The organism is Candidatus Dependentiae bacterium (assembly GCA_013821315.1).
GTDB lineage: Bacteria > Babelota > Babeliae > Babelales > Babelaceae > JACDHA01.
The window spans coordinates 1-22421 of the sequence record JACDHA010000019.1 but is presented as its reverse complement, the minus strand read 5'-3'; the positions used below and the strand labels follow the sequence as shown (position 1 = coordinate 22421).

The 22421-nt window shown below is 34.2% G+C and carries 17 protein-coding genes; 10 read left to right on the top strand and 7 right to left on the bottom strand.

The genetic code is table 11. From position 1 onward, the window contains the following. Positions 1 to 46 precede the first annotated feature (46 nt). Positions 47 to 2701, top strand: coding sequence for a cation-transporting P-type ATPase (locus tag H0X48_05025; GenBank protein MBA3954652.1), 2655 nt, complete (start codon positions 47 to 49; stop codon positions 2699 to 2701). 9 nt (positions 2702 to 2710) lie between these two features. Here the strand turns inward: H0X48_05025 and H0X48_05020 are convergent, their stop codons facing one another. Further along, positions 2711 to 3772 carry a hypothetical protein gene (locus H0X48_05020; protein MBA3954651.1) on the bottom strand — a complete coding sequence of 354 codons (1062 nt, stop codon included), beginning with the start codon at positions 3770 to 3772 and terminating at the stop codon, positions 2711 to 2713. 268 nt (positions 3773 to 4040) lie between these two features. Between H0X48_05020 and H0X48_05015 the strand changes: the two genes are divergently transcribed. From H0X48_05015 to H0X48_05000, 4 genes are all read left to right on the top strand, one after another. Continuing rightward, on the top strand, positions 4041 to 4880 hold the full coding sequence (locus H0X48_05015; GenBank protein MBA3954650.1) for an ankyrin repeat domain-containing protein: 840 nt from the start codon (positions 4041 to 4043) through the stop codon (positions 4878 to 4880). 153 nt (positions 4881 to 5033) lie between these two features. Continuing rightward, positions 5034 to 6965, top strand: coding sequence for a hypothetical protein (locus H0X48_05010; GenBank protein ID MBA3954649.1), 1932 nt, complete (start codon positions 5034 to 5036; stop codon positions 6963 to 6965). 182 nt (positions 6966 to 7147) lie between these two features. Next, a complete protein-coding gene (locus H0X48_05005) occupies positions 7148 to 7840 on the top strand; it encodes a hypothetical protein (GenBank protein ID MBA3954648.1) in 693 nt (230 codons plus the stop codon). Positions 7841 to 8105: 265 nt separating this feature from the next. Continuing rightward, a complete protein-coding gene (locus H0X48_05000) occupies positions 8106 to 9341 on the top strand; it encodes a hypothetical protein (GenBank protein MBA3954647.1) in 1236 nt (411 codons plus the stop codon). Here the strand turns inward: H0X48_05000 and msrA are convergent. Next, positions 9331 to 10359 carry a peptide-methionine (S)-S-oxide reductase MsrA gene (gene msrA, locus H0X48_04995; protein ID MBA3954646.1) on the bottom strand — a complete coding sequence of 343 codons (1029 nt, stop codon included), beginning with the start codon at positions 10357 to 10359 and terminating at the stop codon, positions 9331 to 9333. The genes H0X48_05000 and msrA overlap by 11 nt on opposite strands. Before the next feature lie 174 nt (positions 10360 to 10533). On the opposite strand from msrA, the gene H0X48_04990 reads away from it, so the two are divergent. Beyond that, positions 10534 to 11217: an ankyrin repeat domain-containing protein gene (locus tag H0X48_04990; protein ID MBA3954645.1), complete on the top strand. Its 684-nt coding sequence runs from the start codon at positions 10534 to 10536 to the stop codon at positions 11215 to 11217. A gap of 54 nt (positions 11218 to 11271) precedes the next feature. On the opposite strand, the gene H0X48_04985 is transcribed toward H0X48_04990, so the two are convergent. Both H0X48_04985 and H0X48_04980 read right to left on the bottom strand, forming a co-directional pair. Further along, entirely contained in the window at positions 11272 to 12579 is a 1308-nt protein-coding gene (locus tag H0X48_04985) for an ankyrin repeat domain-containing protein (protein ID MBA3954644.1), read from the bottom strand. A 173-nt stretch (positions 12580 to 12752) separates the two neighbouring features. After that, positions 12753 to 13565: a hypothetical protein gene (locus H0X48_04980; GenBank protein ID MBA3954643.1), complete on the bottom strand. Its 813-nt coding sequence runs from the start codon at positions 13563 to 13565 to the stop codon at positions 12753 to 12755. A 286-nt stretch (positions 13566 to 13851) separates the two neighbouring features. Between H0X48_04980 and H0X48_04975 the strand changes: the two genes are divergently transcribed. After that, positions 13852 to 14832, top strand: coding sequence for a hypothetical protein (locus H0X48_04975; protein MBA3954642.1), 981 nt, complete (start codon positions 13852 to 13854; stop codon positions 14830 to 14832). Positions 14833 to 14849: 17 nt separating this feature from the next. Here H0X48_04975 and H0X48_04970 read toward each other — a convergent pair whose 3' ends face one another. Beyond that, a complete protein-coding gene (locus H0X48_04970; GenBank protein MBA3954641.1) occupies positions 14850 to 16304 on the bottom strand; it encodes a saccharopine dehydrogenase NADP-binding domain-containing protein in 1455 nt (484 codons plus the stop codon). 547 nt (positions 16305 to 16851) lie between these two features. On the opposite strand from H0X48_04970, the gene H0X48_04965 reads away from it, so the two are divergent. The 3 genes from H0X48_04965 to H0X48_04955 all read left to right on the top strand — a co-directional run bounded on the left by H0X48_04965 (position 16852) and on the right by H0X48_04955 (position 19658). Further along, on the top strand, positions 16852 to 17772 hold the full coding sequence (locus H0X48_04965) for an ankyrin repeat domain-containing protein (protein MBA3954640.1): 921 nt from the start codon (positions 16852 to 16854) through the stop codon (positions 17770 to 17772). A 132-nt stretch (positions 17773 to 17904) separates the two neighbouring features. After that, complete coding sequence (locus H0X48_04960; protein MBA3954639.1) at positions 17905 to 18804, top strand: ankyrin repeat domain-containing protein; 900 nt, start codon at positions 17905 to 17907, stop codon at positions 18802 to 18804. Between the two features lie 149 nt (positions 18805 to 18953). Further along, complete coding sequence (locus H0X48_04955; GenBank protein ID MBA3954638.1) at positions 18954 to 19658, top strand: ankyrin repeat domain-containing protein; 705 nt, start codon at positions 18954 to 18956, stop codon at positions 19656 to 19658. A 119-nt stretch (positions 19659 to 19777) separates the two neighbouring features. Here the strand turns inward: H0X48_04955 and H0X48_04950 are convergent, their stop codons facing one another. Next, on the bottom strand, positions 19778 to 20899 hold the full coding sequence (locus H0X48_04950) for a Fic family protein (GenBank protein MBA3954637.1): 1122 nt from the start codon (positions 20897 to 20899) through the stop codon (positions 19778 to 19780). Positions 20900 to 21315: 416 nt separating this feature from the next. Continuing rightward, positions 21316 to 21612, bottom strand: a complete 297-nt coding sequence (locus H0X48_04945) for a hypothetical protein (GenBank protein MBA3954636.1) — start codon at positions 21610 to 21612, stop codon at positions 21316 to 21318. Positions 21613 to 22421: the final 809 nt, after the last annotated feature.

The following is a 22421-nucleotide window of genomic DNA, read 5'->3' as shown; positions in this document are numbered from 1 at the left end:
TTAATTGCTAAAGTTTCTTTAAATAGTGATTAACTAGGAGAGTAGAATGAAGTATTATGCAGTTACGCTTGAAGATCTTATGGTGCTTTATAATGTTGATAGGCAACGTGGCTTGACACAAGCACAAGTAGATAAGCGTTTAAAAGAGTATGGGCTTAATGAGTTATTGCATCAGAAATCTGAGCCATGGCTTATACTTGTATTGCGGCAGTTTAAGAGCCCTTTAGTGTATATATTGCTCGTATCTGCTTTTTTAATGCTTTTTATTGGTCATCGCGTCGATGCTTTTGTTATAGCTTTTATACTAGTTTTTAATGCTCTTATTGGAGCTTTTCAAGAAGGGCGAGCAAGTAATTTACTTAATAGTTTAAAAAAATATTCAGCAAATACGTGTACCGTTATGCGTGATGGTACGCAGCAAATAATTGATACACGCTTTTTGGTGCCTGGGGATATTTTATTTATTCAAGATGGTGAAAGTATCCCAGCTGATGCTCGTTTACTTCAAGCGTATAATCTTAAAATTGATGAAGCTGTTTTGACAGGTGAATCATTTGCTGTTGAAAAAAAGGTTGGTATGTTGCCAGAAAATACACCTTTGTATGAACAGTATACTATGGTATTTGCAGGAACTCCTGTAGTGTCTGGTAATGGACTAGCAGTAGTAGTTGCCACAGGTCTTTCTACTTATATTGGTACTATTCAAAAAGTAATTCAAACTATTGATACAGAAACGCCGCTTAAAAAACAGTTTCAAAAATTATCTCGCTCAATCGTTATAGGTGCTTTTGTCTTATGTGGGTTGCTGTTAGTTGTAGCACTATACCAAGGTAAGAGTATAACAGATATCATGCTGTTACTAGCAGCCCTTTTTGTGTCAGTAATTCCCGAGGGCCTTCCTGTTGTCCTTACCATAGTACTTGCTTCTGGGGCCTCGCGCCTTGCAAAAAATAAGGTTCTCGTTAAAAAACTGCAAGCTGTAGAAGCGCTTGGTCGTACGGATGTTATTATTACTGATAAAACGGGAACACTTACACGTAATGAAATGGTAGTAGTATCTGTGCTTGCTGGTGATAAGGTTTTTACTGTTACCGGTGAAGGGTATTTAGAAAAAGGGCAAGTGCTTAAAGACAATGAGCTTGTTGTGTTGAAAGATTTATCATCAACAGAGCAGCTTTTTGTCTATGGTGCAGCTCTTATGACCCGTGCTCATAGAGCGTATCTAAAAGATGGCACTGTACTTGTTAAAGGAGAGCCTCTAGAAGCTGCTATTGAGCTTTTTGCGCTTAAGCTAGGTGTAACAAAGCCTGAGGCTGAAAAAAAATTTACTAAGCTGTATGATATTCCTTTTGATCCTGTAAGAAGGTTGCAAGCGCAATTTTTCAAAAAAGACGATAGATTATTTGTTTTTGTTCATGGATCTCCCGAGTATGTTTTTGCTGCATGTGCTCAAGTTCCTCAATCTGCGCTTGCTTTACTAGATCAGTTTCTATCAAATGGTATGCGTATGGTTGCTTCAGCTTATACAGAAGCTGAGGCTATCGAAATAACTGACTTTGATGATTTTTTTGAAAAGCAGGTACTAGGGCATTTTGTTTATTTAGGCCTTTTTGCAGTACAAGATACTCTGCGTCTGGATGTCCCTTTTATGGTTGCTCAGGCTCGCAAAGCGCATATAGAAGTAATTATGGCAACAGGTGATCACAAAAAAACTGCCTCTATAATAGCCTATCAGGCAGGCATTGGTGATAAAGATCAGCCGGTTTTAACAGGAGCAGAACTCAATGCGCTTTCGCATGAGCAAGCTTTGCGAGCGGTAGCTACTGTTCGTGTATATGCGCGGGTTTCACCTTTAGATAAAATGAAGCTTGTAAAACTGCTTCATGAGAATCATAAAATTGTTGCGATGACAGGAGATGGTGTTAATGATGCGCCTGCATTAGTAGCGGCAGATTTAGGAATTGCTATGGGTATAAAAGGAACCGAAGTTGCCAAAGAGGCGGCAGATTTAGTAGTGCTTGATGATTCGTTTTCTAATATTGTACGTGCTATAGAGGAAGGGCGTCATATATTTGCAACGTTAAGAAGAGTAGTACTTTATTTGCTTTCAACTAATTTAAGTGAAGTTTTTGTATTAGCATCTTTTTTTGCCTTTAGAAGTGATATTATATTGTTACCAGTACATATTTTGTGGATCAATGTTATAACTGATGGATTTCTTGATATTGCTCTGGCAATGGAACCTCGGGAGAAAAATATATTAACTGATGAATGGCTGTATAAAACACAAAAAAAGGGATTAATTGATAGAACTCTTATTGCTAAAGTATTTTACCAAGCTTCTTTGATGGCAAGTAGTGTTTTTATTCTTACGTATTTCTATTATGGTGAAAACGGTGCTCTTAGTACACTTGTAATGACGAGTATGGCGTTGTTGCAGTGGGTTAACGCATGGAACTGTAGATCGGAAACCAAATCACTTTTTGAGCTTGGAGTAGCCACTAATAGATGGCTTATAGGAGCCACTCTACTTGTTATAGCTTTGCATAGTGCTATACTCTATATGCCGTTTTTGCAGCCTTTATTTAAAACGGTGCCATTAAGTCTCCATCAGTGGTTTATTGCAGGGCTTATTGGATTGATATTTATTATAGGTGAAGAACTGCGCAAATGGTTTATGCGTAGAACTTTTCTTATATGAAATGTTTTTTCATAAGATGTGAGAGTAGTTATTAATCCAAGCGCCTGCTAAGTAGGTATTGACAGTTATATCAAAAAGAATTTTAAATGACACTGCTATAAAAAACGTATAATGATAATTTGAGCATTGATCTGGAAAGTTAAGAGCAATAAGTGCTATAAGACAGCCAGCCAAAAATGGCGCTGCGGCGGCAGCTCTAGAAATATATGGTTTTCCTATAAAGTTTTTTGTTAAAGGATTTGCCATAGGGTTGATGGAGCTTTTAATACTTTGCTTAATAAGGATTTTATCTCGTTTTTTAACACCTAAAGCAAAGCAGCGTAAACAATCTAGAAAAGTAAGTGCTCCCAGTTGAGGTACATGATTTGCTAGAATAGCTTTATAGTGGAGTAGGCTATTTTGTTGATGAGCAGAGCTGTGTTCTAGCAAAAGCTTTAGCTTAGAGCATAAAGAAGCACTTGTTTCTGCAGGCTGCTCCTCAATAAATGTTATAAGTAGGTTGATAGCATTACTTATAAGAGATATCAGCTCAGGAAAGGTATCAGAAACTTCAGTAAAACAATGCAGCAAGTTTTCAAGTTGGTTCTCTGCTTCTTCGTTACCTAGTTTTTCTGCAAGCCAGCAAAACTGTTTTTTGTAATTACTTAAGATCGGATGATTAATAAGTAAACGTATGCTTTGCAGTGCTTCTTGATTGTTAAGTAAAGCATCATTAAGAACATCTATAAGCACATAGTTTTCTGCGTTGGCAAAAAACTCAAGCAGCTGGTTGCGCTGATTAGCTAAAATAGTTTTTCTGCCACATGTTTTTTTCAACTGATCAAAAGATATAGCTTTCTGGTCATAAGGACATTTTAAAGTGTTTCTTTGCTCTAATTGAGAAATACAAAAATACTTAAAGCATTTTGTATGAAAAGTATGTGTTTTAAAGCATGCAAGCGTTACACAAGGTTGATCCGCTAAACTCTCAAGGCATAGCCCACATACAGTTGTTTTTACCTTCAGTGTGTTCATGCTTATGCTAAAAACATAGAGTGTTATACTTACAAAAAAAACTATTTTCTTGAGCATTATTTTTCCTTATAGTGGAGCTGCCACGTATAATAAAAATCAATAAAATATTAGTAGTTATAGGCTACTAATTTATCTTATAGTAAGTAAAGAAACGTGAAAGTATTTAAAACAGGGGAGTCTGTAGTAGGCTTGGCAAGCTTTTGCCCACTGCGAACATTGAAAGCTAACTACTTTAAAAAATTTGACAATTATAAAATAAAATATAAACTTAAAGAGTATATCAATGTAATATTTTTTTAATTTAATAGTATTGAGGGCGCTCACTATGAATAATTACTTATCCCTTATTTTTGCCTGCTTAGTTCCCTTTGTAAGTTACTCCATGAAATTGGAAGATCGTTTAAAAGGTGCAGTTTCATTTAATGATTTAGAGGAAGTTAAAAAACTGTTAGCTCAAAAACCGGCTGTTAACGCTTGTAGTCAAGATGCTCCGCCAGCTTTGCATTATGCTGTAGAGCGCGGCAATGTCGAAATAGTGCGTGTATTGCTTGATGCAAACGCAGATGTGAATAAACAAGACACCTACGGCAATGTACCGTTAACAGGTGTAGGTATATATAATCCGGCAATTTTAGAAATAGCACCCCTGTTTTTTAAGAAAAATGTAAGTAAAACAACAGTTTGCAACTTTGGTAGATCGTTGCTGCATGCGCCTTGTATGGGTAAAATATATGACCATACTCAAGCATTAGTGCACCTGCTTCTTACCTATGGCGTTTCACCTAATATACAAGATGCAGTAGGCTATTCTCCTTTGCATTTTGCTGTTACTAGTTCTTCTTTTCCCTTAGTAAAAGAATTATTAGAGCATAATGCTAATCCTTTGTTGGAAACAAAGAGAGGGCAAAATGCGTTAGATCTAGCACGAGCAACTTGTCAGCAGCCCTTGGTAACTCAAGCACAGTTACAAGAGCAAGAGCAAAAGCACATTATTATGCATCTTAAAAAAGTTATTCAAAATAGTAAACAACGTACATTAGTACGTATTCTTGAAGCGAAATATAAAAGTAGTCAGCCTGATAGCAATATATTTAAAAAGGTGCCAACAGAACTTATTGAACATATAGCTCGCAATGTTGATCTAAGTGATTCATTTAAAGAGTAAGGGTATCCATTTATTAAAGAAGAGGGTTTGTAGTATTACAAGCCCTCTTCTTTGTGTTTTTAATCAAAAGTAAAAAATTGGCTTTCTAGTGCAATATAAGTATACTTAATTCGTTGTATGCAAATAGTAAAAAACTATAAAACCAAGATTGCCATGATTAAATACTTATTTACACTTTTATGTCTAACAAGCTTTATAATATCAAGCCACAGTAGTGCTTCTCTGGGCGGTTATGCTCAAATTGGTGCTATTGCCCTTGAGTCTGAACCTACTTTAAATCAAGATAAGGTAAAAAGGGATCCTCAAGCTAAGCTTGAAGAAAAAGCTCAACTTCTTTTACAAGTACCTTCAAATAGTGCTGCTAAAAGAAAGCTTTTTAGGCTTTTTGATGTGGCTGATCCGCGTCCATTTAACAGCATTATGTATCCATATTCTTTGCGAGAGATTAATATACTTGTAGGTGATGGAGAAAGTAGAGATGTTCATTTATATGCTCAATTAGATAGAGCGCGTACTTTTATGGGTAAAGTTGCTCTTGCTCGTCTTATTTCAGAACCGATTACTGATATACCTCTTATTTTGTGTAGACAGCAAGCGCTTAAAGTGCTTATTGCCAACCGTTCGAAAGCAGATCTTAATGCTTCTTTAGCATTTTTAATGGAAACTATTGGAAAACATGAAAAAATGTTACTTAATGCTTGGAATCCAGCGGCCGACCTTGATGCAGAGCTTGCTAAAAGAGTATACTTTAGTGGTATTTTTGACTCTTGGAATACTAAGCCACATTGTTGTGAAGTAGTGCGTAAGTTTTACTATGGTGGTACTGCTTTACTTGCAGGTGTTACATGTGGAATTATTGGTGTATTAGGGTGGCAATTATATAATACAGTATCAGCATGGTTGCATTACCAAATACCGGGAAAAATTGCAGCTCCTCTGAGTGCTCTTTATGTAGGTTGTATAGGTATAGATATCTATAATATATATAAATTAAAAGCAGAATTCGAAACACAACACTATATTTATACCTCTCTTTATAAGCGTATGCAGCCGTTAGCTGCAACATTTTATGCTATTGACGCGTTGTATGTGCGACTGCAACAAAAAGATGCTGCGCCGTTACGAGCTGTTATGCAAAATTATAATCAGTTAAAAGATTTTTGTGAAAATAAAAATATATCATGTTGTTTGGCTGTGCTAAAAAAAGTTCTTATGTCTGGTTCATTTGCACAAGAAAATGGTACCTGGCAAGAGCGTCTTGGTGATGCGGTTACTGCATATGCCCTTCTTCATAAAGTAAAAGACGAGCTTGTTCCGGTAATGGTTGCGCTTGGATCAATTGATGCCTATATGTCAGTTGCGTCAGCATATTGCCAAAGTGCTCTGCAGCCTCAGCGCTATGTGTTTGCTGAGTTTGTCGAGCAAGGTTCTCCTGTTCTAGCAATTAAGGGGTTGTATAATCCACTATTATCAGGCAGTCAAATAAAAGCGAGTGATATCTATTTAGGAGCAAATAAGCCTGGAACACTTATATTAACGGGGCCTCATGGTGGCGGAAAATCTACATACATGAAAGCAATTGCTTATGCAGTGCAACTTGCGCAAACGTTTGGTATAGTGCCGGCAGAAAAAGCGACGTTAACTGTTTTTGATAAATTGTATACCTATGCAAATATAAAAGAAGAGCTTGGCCAAGGATATTCAACCTTTATGGCTGAAAAGAAGCGTCTTGATGATATTCAAAAAGAACTTCTTTTGTCTACTGAACTTAAGACTTTAACCGTTATTGATGAACCTCTTAAGGGTACTATGGAAGCAGAAGGGGCTTTGCGTGTTGAGAGGTTTTTAAAGCAAGTAGCGCCCCTGAAAAACAGTATTTTAGTAATGGCAACCCATTTTGAAAGACCTGCTCAATTAGGCAAAGAGATGCCAGCGTCTATTGTTAATGCTCATCCAGAGTTAGTTGAAAAGTCTACGGGTGAATTTGTACGTACATTTACTATAGTACCGGGTCCTAATGAGTGGTGGTTTACTGATGCTCAAAAACGTGAACGGTATATTAACTGGTTAACTTGCGTTAATTAAATACCTAAAAGCGCTGAGCTATTTTGCTTCAGCGCTTTTTAACGAGAGATATATAAATTTAGCGTATAATTTATATCTTGGAGTTGTTTGGTCGACAGCTTTAATTAAAGTCTAATATTGACAATTTTATATACTATAAAATATAATAATATTATAACATCAATTAACAAAAAGAGAGAATTATGAAAAAAATTATATTATTAAACCTAAGCTTATTTTTCTGCCTCATTAAAGCAATGAATAGCCCTTCCCAAATTACACAAGAACAAAAAGATACTATAGCAGCCTCATTACAAAATCAGCTTAATAATGTTGTATCTTCTACAAGTCAACTATTAAATAAAACTGAAGAAATAAAAAAGCTTTTAGATAAAGGAGCAGATATTAATGGTGGTCAAAAAATAAATAAGTATACAAATATACCCCTGCATTGGTCTATAAATAATAATCAATTAAGACTAGCATTATTTTTACTTTCTAAAGGTGCTAGTCCTAATATTCAAGAGTCAGAAGGTAATACGAGTCTACATATACTTGTAAAAAAAGTTGCATATCTTAATCCAAAGCTTGCTGATTTATACAGTATGCAGATAAAATCCTTGTTAGAGATTCTCAAACTTCTCATAGCTCATGGAGCACGCCTAGATATAAAAAATGATGCAAATGAAACTCCTCTTGAAATGGCTAAAAAGCTCAATGAAACTCATCCTCATCTAAATGGTCTTATAAGAACAATAGAAAAGTATGAATATGAAAAAGCTGGCCTTGTGGCCATAGGAGCTCTTTCAGGAAAGCTGTCTTCGGATGTTGCGCCTTTGCCAGAAGATATAGTACGAATAATTGCTGGTTACAGTGGTTATAAGCATAAAGCATAAGGGATATTACTAAAAGTAAATTTTTTAAGAATATCTGTTAATATAAACAATTAACATAATTTTTCTTGCTAATTACACAGCAACTTTGTAAATTTAAAATCTAACTGTAAGTTTACATAAAAGTCTTGTAAATTTAAAGCGTCTTTAGTTCTCAGAGTATTGATTTGCTAAAAGTTATTTACAAAAGCTAGCTAAGCTTTTGCAAGTAGCTTTTATCTTGCTACAATTGAAGTAGTAATTACAAAAAGCATCAAAGGAATGAGAAATGGTTAATTATAAAATAGTGTATAGTCTGTTAATTTTAGTACCCACTTCTTTAGGCGCAGTTAGACTCATAAAAATAGCTGATTCAGCACCAATACATCGTGTGTATGACTATGTTCCCCGAGAAAGATTTTTTGAAGATATTATTGGATTGTCTGAAGAAGTATGGCAATCGCATAATAAAAGAACCTTTTTTACTTCACTAGGTCTAGATTCTAAAAATAGTACTATTACCAATTGCAAAACAGGTCAAAATTTTAAGGCAGGCCATTTTGAAGAGTATTCGCTACAACAATTACGCGTAGAGACGTCCAAGCTGCCAAAACTGCGTTCAGGAACTTTTAATGTTAAAGCTGGGCAAGGTACAGTTGTTGACTCGTGGTTTAGATATTATCTTGATGTAGGTGCTCTGCAAGCAGAGCCTACTAGTAAGGATGCTGTATTTCAAGTAGCTTCTAATTTTAGTGCTTTAGAACCAGTAAGTAAAAATGATGTTCCTGAGAGTGGCATAACTAAGTATATTTATGATTATACCCAAGGACCCTTTGCTTCACTTTCTGCAGCACCAGGTATTATTTTTAGAATGTATTATATTTTTCATAATCTAGCTTTAGATTCTGAACAATGGCGTCAAACTAAAAATAAACAAATAAATTTACTTGATAACGTAGCTGAATATTTTCCAGTAGTTAATGGCTATGTTGATTTTCATGCTACTAAGACGCTCAATAAAATAGTAGATCAGCAGATAGTATCAGATATAAAAATAGGCTATCATAGTGATATTCAAGTTACTCATGGTTTTACTAAAGGAGGCTTGCATGCTCATATAGATTCACCTGAGCAAACAATTAATCAAGTATTCACAGCTGGATTAGACTTCGGTGCTCTTAATAGAGATTTAAAAAATAATCCTGAAGCTAAAAAAAGAGCTCAAATGCTACTTGATGCTGCCTACGAAGGAACATTACGTATAGCTGCTCTTAAGGGCAAGAAAAAAGTATTTCTTACACTCATAGGCGGTGGTGTTTTTGCCAATGATCTTCTTTCTATTGCTCAGGCTATAGAAAAGAATAAACAGTTTATTGTAGATTCTGGTTTAGAGGTAACTCTCATAATTTATTCTTGTGCTCAATTACAAGAGTTTCACAAACGTATGTTTACGTTAACAAAAGAGACCCGGGGAAGTTTTACTGTCTATAAAGCTGACGGCATATACAAACCAGCTAGCTTTTAAAGATTTTTTTGTATCTTTCGAGGCCTTCTTTCTCAATATTTTCTACGGGTATAAAGCGTAGTGCTGCAGAATTAATACAGTAGCGTTGATACGTTGGTGCTGGTCCGTCCTTAAATACATGACCTAAATGAGAGTCTGCGCCTTTGCTACGTACTTCGGTTCTTGAAGTAAACCAGGTATTGTCTTCTTTGGTAATTATATTTTGAGGTTCTAAAGGACGGGTAAAGCTTGGCCATCCTGTTTTAGCATCATATTTATCAAGTGAGCTAAAAAGAGGCTCTCCAGAAACTATATCCACATAAATGCCAGGCTTTTTATTGTCCCAATAAAGATTGTTATAAGCGGGTTCAGTTTTATTTTTTTGCGTAACATCGTATTGTAACTGTGTAAGCTTTTTATGCAATTCTTCATCTGAAAGTTTATTTGTTGTTTTATTTTTCTCAGTAGACCATGTGTTATCTAAAAAGGTTGTGCGTCCGGACATGTATTTAAACCACTTATATTTAATAGGATGTTTCTTGTAATAGTCTTGATGGTACTCTTCTGCTTTATAAAAAGGTGTGGCTTTAAGGATCTCTGTCTTTAAGGGTTTTGAGAATTTTTTAGAGTCTTCAAGTCTCTGTTTAGATTGCTCAGCTACCTTTTTTTGTTTGTCATTAAGATAAAAAAGAGCGGATCTATACTGTGGCCCTCTGTCACCAAACTGGCCATCACCATCAGTAGGGTCTATTTGTCTCCAAAAAACATCAAGTAATTGCTCATAAGTTACTAAAGAAGGGTCATAGGTAACTTCAACTGCTTCTATATGCCCTTGTTTGGCATACGTTTCGTAGTTTGGATTGGTATTTCTGCCACCAGTGTAACCTGATAGAACGCTCAGTACTCCAGGTATTTTTTCAAAAGGAGCTTCCATGCACCAAAAGCATCCGCCTGCGAAAAGTGCTTTTTCTGGTGTAGTAGTTTTGGTAGACATAGATGCTCCTAGTAATAGTGCTAGAAATAATAACATGCTTTTCATAATTTGTGTTCTTTTTAATTTATATTATACAATAAAAATTATACAAATATAAAGAATTTAAACCATTTTATTTAAAGTTAGAGTCTTTTAATAAAATAAACTTGCATAATATTTTTTTATTAGTATAATTGAATAATATATTACTAAACAATCATACTATACCAAAGGACATGTATGAGAATCTTTCTTTTTTTAGCACTACTAGTAGTTTCAGGCGATGCGTATAGCATGCAAACGAGAAGCGTAATGAAAAAGGCTTACTCATTTGACGACATTAAAGATTATAATAATTTACCTAGTGTAAAAAAAGTTAATCATGTTAATAATGTTTTGATAAGAGCGGCAAAAGAAGGTAATGTAAAAAAAATAAGAGAAGCTTTGGCAAATGGTGCTGATATTAATAAAGATAGTAAAGAGGGTATTGCTCTTTGTGAGGCTGTACGTTTAGAGCGGCTCTCAGCAGTTGCTGCGTTGCTTGCGGATGTAAATATAGATATAAATATAAAAAATAAAGATGGGTTAACGCCTTTACATTTGGCATTGGTGCCTACTAGAAGTAAAGGTGTTAAAAATTATAAAATAGCACGATTGCTTTTAAGCTGTGGAGCAGATTATACCATTAAAGACAGCTTAGGAGAAACGGCGTTAGGCAAAGCAGTGAGAATGAGTCTTGCTGAAAGTGATACGCGCTTTAAAATGGATTTGCTTGATATAGTTAGAGCTATAGAGAGGCAAATAATGCATCCTAAAATAATGAATGTTTTATTTGCTTTATCACAAAATCAGTTAGACACGTTTCCAAAAGATATACAATGCATAATAGTCCGTTATCTTGGCTTACAATCGAAAACAGTCTAATCGCTCATATAATTATTTAATAAATAAAAAGAGAAGCATTACGCTTCTCTTTTTTTATAGGTTTAAGTGTACTATTTTGGAGAGCATGTTTTTGTATTGTGTTGAGAAAAATTCATCGAAAGAAGCCTCTAAGTCCTTCATAGATTTTATTCTTTTTAAAGCAATAGTTAATGCGCTTGAACCAGCTTTGTTTTTTATAAAAACACTTGCTTTTAATTCAAGCAATAGAATAACTTTTTCTAAACAGTCTTCTTTAAGAGCTTTTACTAAAGGAGTATCTCCAACTGTGTTTTGTTTATCTATATCGGCACCATAATTTATAAGCAAAGTAATTATATCAGTATCAATTGCTTCATGAAGTGGTGTATTGCCGTGTATGTCTTGTACATCAATAGCTGCGCCATTATTGAAAATCAAGCTTACGAGTTCTTCTTTATTTTCTTCTGGTTTTGCCTGACAATAAATATGTAGGGGAGTTTGATGAAAGCTATTTTGAGCATTTGGATTTGCGCCGTACTCAAGTACTAACAGTGCTAAATTTTTAGTATGCACTTTATGCAAGGCGGTATTGCCTTTAGAGTCACATATGTCTGGATTAGCTCCTTTAGAAAGCAGTAGTTTTACCAGTGGGTAACTTTGATTTTCATCTGTTTGAATAGCAAGTAACAATGGCGATTTATTATAGCTGTTATTTTTGTCGTTAGGGCTTATCCCTAGGCTTATTAACTCATACACTTGCTGTATATCTCTATCATCAATAGCTTTTATAAATATATCATTTACATGCATTGTGCAAACTAAGACTCTTTTGATTTTTATAAGAGTCTCTTTTTGGTCTACCGTAAGATATTCTTGCGTAGAGGCAAGCTCATCTTCAATTAAATTAAAGGGAGACTTGTTGCAATTGTTTTTGATTAGGTGTTTAGCACCACCTAGAAGTAATACGTTCACTCTTGATAATGAGCCATTGAGTATTGCTTTGTGCAAAGGTGTATTTCCTCGTATATCCTGGGCATTGGCATTGGCTTTATACTCTAAGAGCAGCTGCGCAACAGTATCAGTTATGGCCCAATGAAGAGCAGTAGCTAAATTTTTACCTGTACCGTTAACTAAAGCTCCGTTATGCAGTAAAAATTTAATTATAAATAAATTAGGATTTTTATGCTTACTACAAGCAATGAAAAGAGGCGGAACGTTGTATTTGTTTGTGTCAGAATTGACCGAGGCGCCTTTTTTTATTGCTCCTTGAACTCCAGAGAGGTTATTATTTTCAAGAGCTTGAATGAGCTCGTCATCAGGCAGTAAAGCACTTATACTTGTTTGAGAAATGACAAATAAAATTATCAGTAGGTGTTTAATCATGGGAGTATACCTGTTTGTTAAAATAGAGAAATATCTTATTGTATTATAACTTTACCTGTTTAACTCTAAAAAATATAGAAAATAAAAATTATTAACAAAATATTTAATAAATTAAAAAGAGAGCCTTAGGATTAAGGCTCTCTTTGCTTATAACACTAATAGAGTTTAATGGTTTATTTTTGAAACTGGCTTTGTAAGGTCTTAAGTATAGGAGCATTATTATCACCTGTAGCAAAAGCTTTTATAGCTTCTATGGTTTGTCTAAACAATACCTGTTGCTTATCGACAAGCTGCTCATGTTTGATAATAGCCATAGTGTCTATTTGTTCAATTTTGTTTACCATTTTTATATATGAACTAACTGCACTGTCCTTAAGCTGTTCCTCGAGAGTAGCTAAAGTTGCAGGACTAGTATCTTTACTTGCTAAACATAAGCTAACAGTAGAAACTGCATGAGTTACAGCTCTTTTGCTCATTAATGACCATGTTTTAAGAAGATTCTTTTCACGTTTTGTAAAAGAAGTGAAAAATTTAGCCACACTTATTATTTTGGAACTTAAAATTGAATCAACTTTGCGAAGTTCTTCTCTTAAGACTTTACCTTCAGGTATATTAGAAAGATTGGTATCTAATGAGCGTGCCATTTCTAATTCTTTAGCAAAATCCCATGAGCGAATTGCTGCTAGTTGTTTCGTAGCATTCAAGCCATATCTCTTAAAGAGAGTAAGCATATACTTATCATTACTTAAATTAGATTTGCCTTCTCTGTAAATTTCTCTTGTTATATATCCTACTAATTTTAGAGGATTTTTTGATTTTGCTAGTACTATAGAAGTTTCTATAAGAGCATCAGCCATATCATTAGTAAAAAGATCAATGTTATTTGCTAAATTCTTCTGTAAGCGATCTATTTGCGTTTGATTAAGGCTATAGGCAGGTGCACTAAGTATTGCTGCTACAAATAGACTATTTTTAATGAAATTCATCGGTTCCTTAAGTGTGTTGTTGTTATAAGCATATTTCAGTATAGCAATCAATTTGCTGCTTTCAACAGCCTTGGCTAAAGTGAGCTATTTTCTAGGTTAAGTTCAATAATTACTTATTTATTTGAATAAATTTTTAGTAAAAGCCTTAGGGCACGAGTCCTAAACTTTATTAAAATAAGGATAGAGGCTTATATTTAATTTGACAATTAAATAATATAATTTAAAATAATATATATAATTAATATATTATTAAAATTATGGAAGATTAACGAAAATAGGAAAAACAATGAAAAAATATATTTTAGTAAGTTTATTGCTAACTACGGGGTATTCCTGCAGTATGAGTTCGTTGTTTAATACGGCTAAGTATTATGCACTTAGTGCAGTAGGTTACTATCAAGAACAGTTTAAAGAAGGGCTCAGAAACCTTGATGTTGATCTTGTACGCTACGCTTTAAAAACGGGTATTAATCCTAATGACAAAGTAAAGTTATATAGTAACACCATGCCTATGGCACCCATTGCCTTCATTGTGGAAGAATGTTTGCAGTGGAAACTACAAATGAGTATAACTCATTTGAGAAAAAAAATGGTCGACCAAAGACATTCATTGTGGACAAAGCAGTGTAGAAACCCTCATTTAACGTTGTTGACTGATATTATACAATTGCTTTTGGATTATGGCGCTGACATCAATGTGCTTTATAAAGATATGCCTTTAATAGACTACCTTAAAGCTCAAGTAGCAAGCTACCCTAAGGGAATCTTTAATGCGTCGACTGAGCTAACAACAATGAGTACATTTCTTGAAGGATATAGGTGTTGTAGTCAGTCTATCAGTATGCTTAACCCACAGGATGCTTTTTCTAAAGACTCGCAAAAGGAGTTGTTTAAGACCTTAACTATACTCAGCAGGCTTAACCCCCAAGGTATACAGTCTGAAGACTTCCAACAGCAGCTGTTTAATAATTTAATTATGTTTGGCTATAGAGGACTTTTGAAAAAAGCTCTTACGGCAGTGGTGTTACCATTTGATGAAGTGTTAAGGTTGAAAACGCTTGCCTGGTATTATTTTACTCAAATAGGTGATCCTCAATACGTGATCATAAATGGTATGTTTAAAAAATATGCATCCCTTCATTATGGTCAAGCAGGATATAAAGCATTAGGAGCTCTGTCTGGTAAGTTACAATCAGCTATACCGTCATTGCCAAAAGATATTGTTAACAGTATAGCTCATTATGCGGGATTCAAAAAAAGAGCTTAAAGAATCTGCTGGATCATTTAGCTAAAAAGTATTCTAAAATTACTAAATTGCCAAAGATCTGTATAGTCTATTTGTTCATGTTTAAATTTACTGAAAGCATTTATCCTATTTTTAAGAGGGTTCCAATCTGTTTGCATTGAAATAGTGGTGCCTAAGTATGGTTCTGCTATAGAAAGTATTTGTGCATACGGTAGATCATCAGGAACATTAAAGCCTTTGCGTGGATTATCTATCATCCAAAAGAGTGCTCCTAAAAGAGAAGCTGCTACTTGGAGCGTAGTTGCATTTTGATTGCCAACAAGAGAGCGTGTTTGCTCTATGCTTAAATGAGACCCTGTCCACCAACCGTTAAGATCGTGCCCTAAGAGGAGGACTCCAACCTCGTCGTGCCCGCTTATAATGTCGTCGTTCATAATGCGCAAAGAGGGTTGTAGCGTGTAATTACGCATGCGCAGCTCATAAAGGGATGCTATCGCAGCATCTGAGGGTGTGTATACAAAATGTACAGTTGGCCTGTAAAGAGCTTTGTCGTTGTTCCAAAGAGTAAAATAGTTGCTTAAGCTATAAGCTTCACCATGCCTTATAAGCATGCCTACTATATCTCCTGAAGGAACCCAAGAGCGCATAAGGACGTTCATGCCCATTTCATTTAAAAATATCTGATTGCGTGGTCCAAAAAAAGGCTCATGAGCGTTATGAGGCATTGTTTTTTCATGCGTTCCCCAGCCAATTTCGGTAGGTGCTGTGCCCTCTTCATATAAGCCCCTAGCTGACCAGGTGTTTACACATTGATCTACTTGTTTAGGATTACCGCTTATTTGTGTATCTCTTTCAGAAATATGGATAACTTTTGTGCCAGTAAGATAAGCAAGAGATCTAAAATCGTGCTTGTCTACTGCTTCTTTGAGTTGTGCTCTTCTAGTATCATCTTGGCTTATTTCGATGATCTTTTTAGTAATGCTCATTAAAGCACTTTTAGTCCAATGGCTTACTAGGCCGGGATTTGCACCATGTTCTACTACTGCTGTAGGGCCGTGAGTAGGCCAATTTCTAGCCCGTTCATGAATTGCCAAATGGCGTACATATAATGTTTCATCAATTAAGTTAGCTGAGTGATCATTACCTGTTGGATCCCACCACTCAATTGAGGAATTAAGATACATTACGCCTGAGTATTGACACCATTCTATAAGATCACCTGTCTCTAAGTTTACGGTAAGATCAATAAGTATATCTCCGCTCGTCAGCCAGGTGCTTAAAGTTTCTATATAATTTTGTTGGGTGACTTTTTGTTGAATAAAACGAGCACCTTGATTTATGAGTGGTGCCATTAAGGCAGCTGTATTGGATGCATCGATAATAGTTATGTTGCTAAAATTAGTTTTAATATGGCGTATTAACAAAAGCTGGAAGCATTGAGAAACAGCTCCAGCTCCTAGAATGAGTATTTTGCCATTAAATTCTTTTAGCATAAGATTTCCTTGTATAGCTTATGTATCGTTTTATCGAGCATAATGAATATCTTTTAAAGTTTATACTAAAAACGAGCTTACATGAAAGAGTAGTCTAAAAACTACTCCGATAGTTGTGTCTAAAGAAGACTAAATTAGCTTGGGCAGTTATTTTTGTATAATGTTAACTTTGTTATTTAAATAAAGTAAGTATCCAGAAGAAAAATATATTAAATATAATGCATAATTATTTTTCTAGCAGCCTCATGCAAAGTATCAAAAATAGTTAAGATTTTTTGAGTGTGTCTCAATTAGGTTATATTGAAATATTAGTATGTAAATAAGGTTTTGCTATAAAAAATGTTTGAGCATAGGCAGAATCGTGAAAAGCATTAAAATCTTTCTATGAATTGTATAATATCCAAAGAGTACTTCTAAAAGAGAATCTACTACTTACAGCGGAAGTGCATTTTGACTGCCGACAGGTGACCATGTTTGTTCTATATTTATACTTATACCTGGTGTTAGTATTATAAAAGATATTATTCTAATTCTAATAAGGATATAGATGAAAAAATTATTTTATTTATTGTTATTCTTCTTGTTTATACACGGCATAACTCTTTCTGTTAATGCGATGCATAATTTAAATTCTTTGTTTGGAGGATTGCTATTTTTAGTCCCCGTTAGTCTTAAAACTCAAGCTTTTCTTGATTGCCAATTGCTTAATGCTGCAATTAGCGGAAATGAACAAGTAGTTCAAGGATTACTTGATAATGGAGCTAATCCAAATGCAGTTGATAAAAATGGTAATTCAGCACTATTGCTTGCAAGTAGGTGGAATGCTGTAGTAGTAAAGTACTTGCTGAAAAGAGGTGCTTGGCCAAATATGCAGTATGCTATTCAGGGTAAAACGGCGATTGAGTGGTGTATATTAAAAGGCCAAACGGAAAATCTAAAATTTTTTATAGAGGCTGGGGCTAATTTAGACATGCTTTCTAGTTGTGGAGTTAGTTTGCTTAATACAGCTCTCAAAACAAAGTCTAAAGAAATAGTAAACTTATTGCTTCGAAGTGGTGCTAATCCAGAGTTGTGGAATAAAGGTGGTGTTTTTCACTCTTACAGGTATCTTCCTGGAATAAGAGAGACCGAATACGAACTTATTAGTCAAATTTTACAAGCAGAACCAACACAAGCTAATTTATATAGAGCTATTACTCAAGGACATGTTGCTCTTGTTAAAAATCTTATTTTTAAAGTAAAGCCAAGTATTGAACAGCTCAATCAAGTGGCAATCATAGTTTATCAAAAATATACAGAAACTAGTGATAGTACTGAAAAGTGTCTTTATAAAAAAATAGGTATATTATTGAGACACTATAATATAACTTATAAAAGAATGTATAAAATAGTGCTAGATTTGGTATCTCAATCCGCCCTAGCTTTTCCTGAAGATATTACTCATTATATAACGCAAAGTACGATGTAAAGCTAGCCAACTAAGTACTTAATTAAAACCTTCCCCTAAATTGTTTCTCATAGTCCATGTTGCAATCTTTTTTAAATTAATTTATATTAATAATATTAAAATTTAATTATACTAAATAAAGAGAGCTTTTCTATGAAACAATTAATGTATTGTATCGTTATACTTACTGCTTATTGCTCAATTCAGGCGATGAGCAACCAGTCCTCTTTCGATAAGGAGTTATTCAATGCTGTGCACAATAACGATATACTGCAGGTAAAACAGCTTATAGATGCGGGCGCCAATGTTAATACGAGTGATGATTCTGGGTATATGCCACTGCATAAGGCTGTGCAGCAAGGCCATTCAGGTATAATAAAGGTGTTATTAGATGCTGGTTGCAATGTTAATGCAGTAGTTAAAAATGTTACAAGAAATACGGCACTACATATTGCTGTTAATTATGATCATAAAGAATCAGTAAAGTTATTATTAGAAGCTCATGTAAATGTTAATATTACTAATACATTCAATGAGACGGCATTGCATGCCGCTGTTTTTAAAAGCTCTACGGCTATAGTTAAGCTATTGCTCAATACGGATGCAGATAGTGATGTTCATGCTCCTAGTTGGAATAAAGAAACTCCCCTGTCTTGGGCCATGAGTCTAGGCAATACAGATATAATAGATGTACTTAAACAGTACATGATGCTAGAAAGCAGAATGGCTACTAGCCCCAAAGAAGTGATAGATACAGCAATTAGGCTTGGCCATTTAATTTTAGTAAAAAAGGCATTGCAAAAGGTAGTATTAACTGTGCAAGATTTAGGGTGCTATAATCAACTTCTACAAAGTCTTTATAAGCAGACAGGCGATAAGATTTATCAAAGTATAGGTAAACAGTTAAGTGAATATGCCCTAGGTAAGGCACGTATAGAAAAGCTAATTAAAGAAGCTAGTTGTGCTGTTGGCATTGCTATACCTTATCCACTAGCGCAACAAATCGCTATTTATTATGCTCAAACTAATGCCAAAGGCTTCTTATATTTTTAAGAAGTTACTCAACCTTGTAGCTCTTTGTTTTAGTAATACTTAGTTATATATTACAAATTTAAATAGAGATATTTTTTTGACAAATATAAAAATATAAAATATTATTAATTATACATATAACATTTAATATTATTATTTTGGTGAAACCTATGAAAAAACATTTATTTTTACTAGTTCTTTTGTTTCCCTGCTTATTAAAGGCTATGGATCCATTGCTTAAAGCGGCATTAGATGGTGATAGTGTCCAAGTGCAAACTCTTATTAGCTCAAATAATTATGCTATGCTTAGTGATAAAAAGGTCTTGGTAAAAGCTTTGCATGCAGCTGTAGCAAAAAACAATTTAAATAGCGTACAATTTCTTCTCTTTATAGGCGTCCCCGTAGATGCATCTATTGATGGGTGGACTGCCTTACATTATGCACTACTACATGAACGTGCTGAGGTTTTAGAGGTGCTGTTAAAAAGTGGTGCTAATATAACTAAAATTATACCTGAAGATACTTCTACGCCCCTGCATATGGCAGTGCGAAGCAATAACATAAAACTTATACTTCCAATCTTACGTGCAGCATTTTCTCAAAATCTTTCTTATGAAGTTGTTAATGCCAAAGATGCTCATAAGTTATCACCCTTACATTATGCAGTTACTTTAGGAGCTTCAGCATGTATTTCTATACAACTATTACTGCGCTCTGGTGCCGATGTTTCCGTTATAGTTAGAAAAGATCATCAAGCTTATACTTTATTTGACTATGTTCCATCAAGTCAAGTAGATAAAGATAGTGTTGTAAATTGTATAAAAACAACGTTATTAAAAATGCTTAAAGCACGACTAGCTGAAAAAAGAGCATAAGAAAAACTATTTTTGAAGCTATTTGCTACTGCCAAGAGTTAATGAGCTCTGTATACTAGTATATTTTTCAAATAAGTTTTAGGTGCATTGCCTATCAGCGCTAGGGACTATCTAATTAATTATTCATACTCATGTTCTAACGCATTTAAATACTGTTGACAAGTGAAAAGCTTATTTCTTTTTGAAGTTCTATTTTCTTCTAAAATGTCCATTGCTATAAAATCTTTTATAATTTGATTAGCTGTATTATAAGAGACAGCAAGCTCTTCTGCAAGTAAAGGAATACTTATAATAGGAGAACCAAAGAGTAAAGTAAGGCTTTTAAGTCTGAGTATATTTGCTTTAGCGCTAAAGCGGTGATTGTTAATGCGTTCTATATAGGTATTTCTTAAGGTATCTATATCATTTATTCTTCTGTAAGCATCGATCATGCTTTCTTTAAGTGCTTTTAGGTAGAAAATAATCCATCCTTCATAATCGCCTTTAGTTCTTACCTCATCTAGCTTTTGGTAGTATTCTAATTGATGTTTTTTAAAATAGTAAGAAGGGTAGAGAATGGGCTCTGAAAGCATCTTGCTTTGTATGAGCATAAGTACTATAAGCAGTCTTCCAATGCGTCCATTACCATCAAGAAATGGATGAACAGTCTCAAAATAAACGTGCGCAAGACCAGACTTAATTATTTCAAGCGATGTGTCGTAGTGAATATACTGCTCAAGCTGAGACATAAGAGAGGGTATTTCTTCTGGAGGTGCTGGTATTAAGTTGCCTACACGTACTGTTTGCTTTCGATAATTGCCTGGATTAGCTTTTTCGCCTTCACCAGAGCTTAAGAGTATGGTATGTGTGCTTAAAAGTACGCGAGATGAAAGAGGTAAGCCCTCGCTGTGCAAGAGAAAAAGAGCATGTTCAACGGCCTTCATATAGTTGAGTACTAGCTGAGTATTTTTATTTACTTTAGTGTCTAAAAGAGGCTGTGTATATATATCCAAAACTGTTGTATGTATACCTTCAATAGCAGAGGAAAATATTGCTTCTTTAATAATATAAGCCTTAATGAATTGCTCTTTATTGGGTATCTTGTAAGCTATTTCATTAAGTCTACCTAAATACAACATAACTTCACCATAAAGTTCTATAATAGTGTTATTGAGATGTAAAGGGGGATCGTGAGGGGGTAGTGCAAAGGGAATAAAATAATGGGTAGAGCCTAAAGTTGTATAAGATCCAGTAGTGCGCATTTAATAATACCTTTATTTCAAAAACGTGATGTATATTGAAATAAGGTTAGTCTTTTTTCGTTAGTATTTCAATAATTACCTTAAAAAATAAATAGAGAGCTAACTGTTTTAGATTTAGTGCTATACAATACAAAAAGTTCAAACGAATAGCACTTCTTCATCATTGCTAGTAGTATGGACGCTTGAATGCAAATGACATAAGATTGCTTCGCATAATTATTGGCAGTAGGTTATGGATTTTGCTCTAAATAAATATAAAAAAAAAGGATTAAAAGATTACTATATAGTAATTTCTTTCGTCTCAAGTAAAGTAAATCAGAAAAATAAGAAAAATTACTAAACACTGGCTTATAATATAGAAAAAGGCAGTCTTAGGCTGCCCTTATTTATTTTAAATTTTCTAATGTAATAATCTCTTAAGGCTTGTTGTAAAATGTTCTAATGTAATAATCTCTTAAGGCTTGACCTACTTTTTTATATACATCACGGTGGGTTTGAGTGTATTTGTCATGCGCAAGCTTATTAAAGGTATGTATGTCCTCTGCTGTTGGCTTTAACAATAGGAGCAATTGTTGCACACCTTGCACATCGCCTGCTTCAACTGTGTTCCGGAGTTCAACACTGATTCGTACTCGTGACGCAAGATACCGCTTGTCTATCATGGCTACTACAGAAAGTGGTAGTAAGAGAAAAGTAAGAATTAATTTTTTCATTGTTTTTCCCTGAATATTGTTTAATATTTGTACTTTATTTTTTTAGTATATCAATAATATTTTTATATTGTCAATAATCTGTTTTTAAATAATATTAAGGCTGCACCGTTGATACGTTACGTAAATTAGTAGAGCTTGGCTATTCAGGTTTGGTTAAACAACTGATAGAGATGGAAATTGTTCAGCAAATAAAGATACAAGTAAGTGCTGATAGCTTTAGCAATACCTTAAATGATCTTGCATAGCAAGGGATGTGTTTTTAGATGAATTTTGTGCAAGCAATAAAGCTTATGGAAAGGTACAATAACTTTTTTTAGTTTCAGGCCAGAAAATTCTTTTATAAACCCAGATGCAAACTGTGTATGATAAATAAGACGAAGCTATTGTGAGTAGAGTATCTCGATTAGGGTTCTGTAGTATAAGACGCTATTTCAAGCTATTAATAAAATAATTAGTTCGCATAATTATTTTATTAATAGCTTTTAAGTGCTTGCTCTAAGTAAATAATTAAAAAGTAATCTATTGTTTAAAATTTGTTGGAATGTGACGTTTGGTAAAAGTAATAGATTACTTTTTAATTAAAGAAGAATGAGATGAGAGAATAAATAAAGAAAACAAGGGGAGCTGAAAGTAAATTAAATATTATTTAAACATTAAAATGCCTTAGAAATGATTAAATTTGTTTATTGTAAGCTTTATATTTTTAATATATAAAGATAAAAAAAGAATAAAGTAGATTAGGGAAAAGATAAAAGGGGAGAAGGGGAAAGAATGGCAGCTGTAAGATAGAATAAAAACATCAGTAAAGC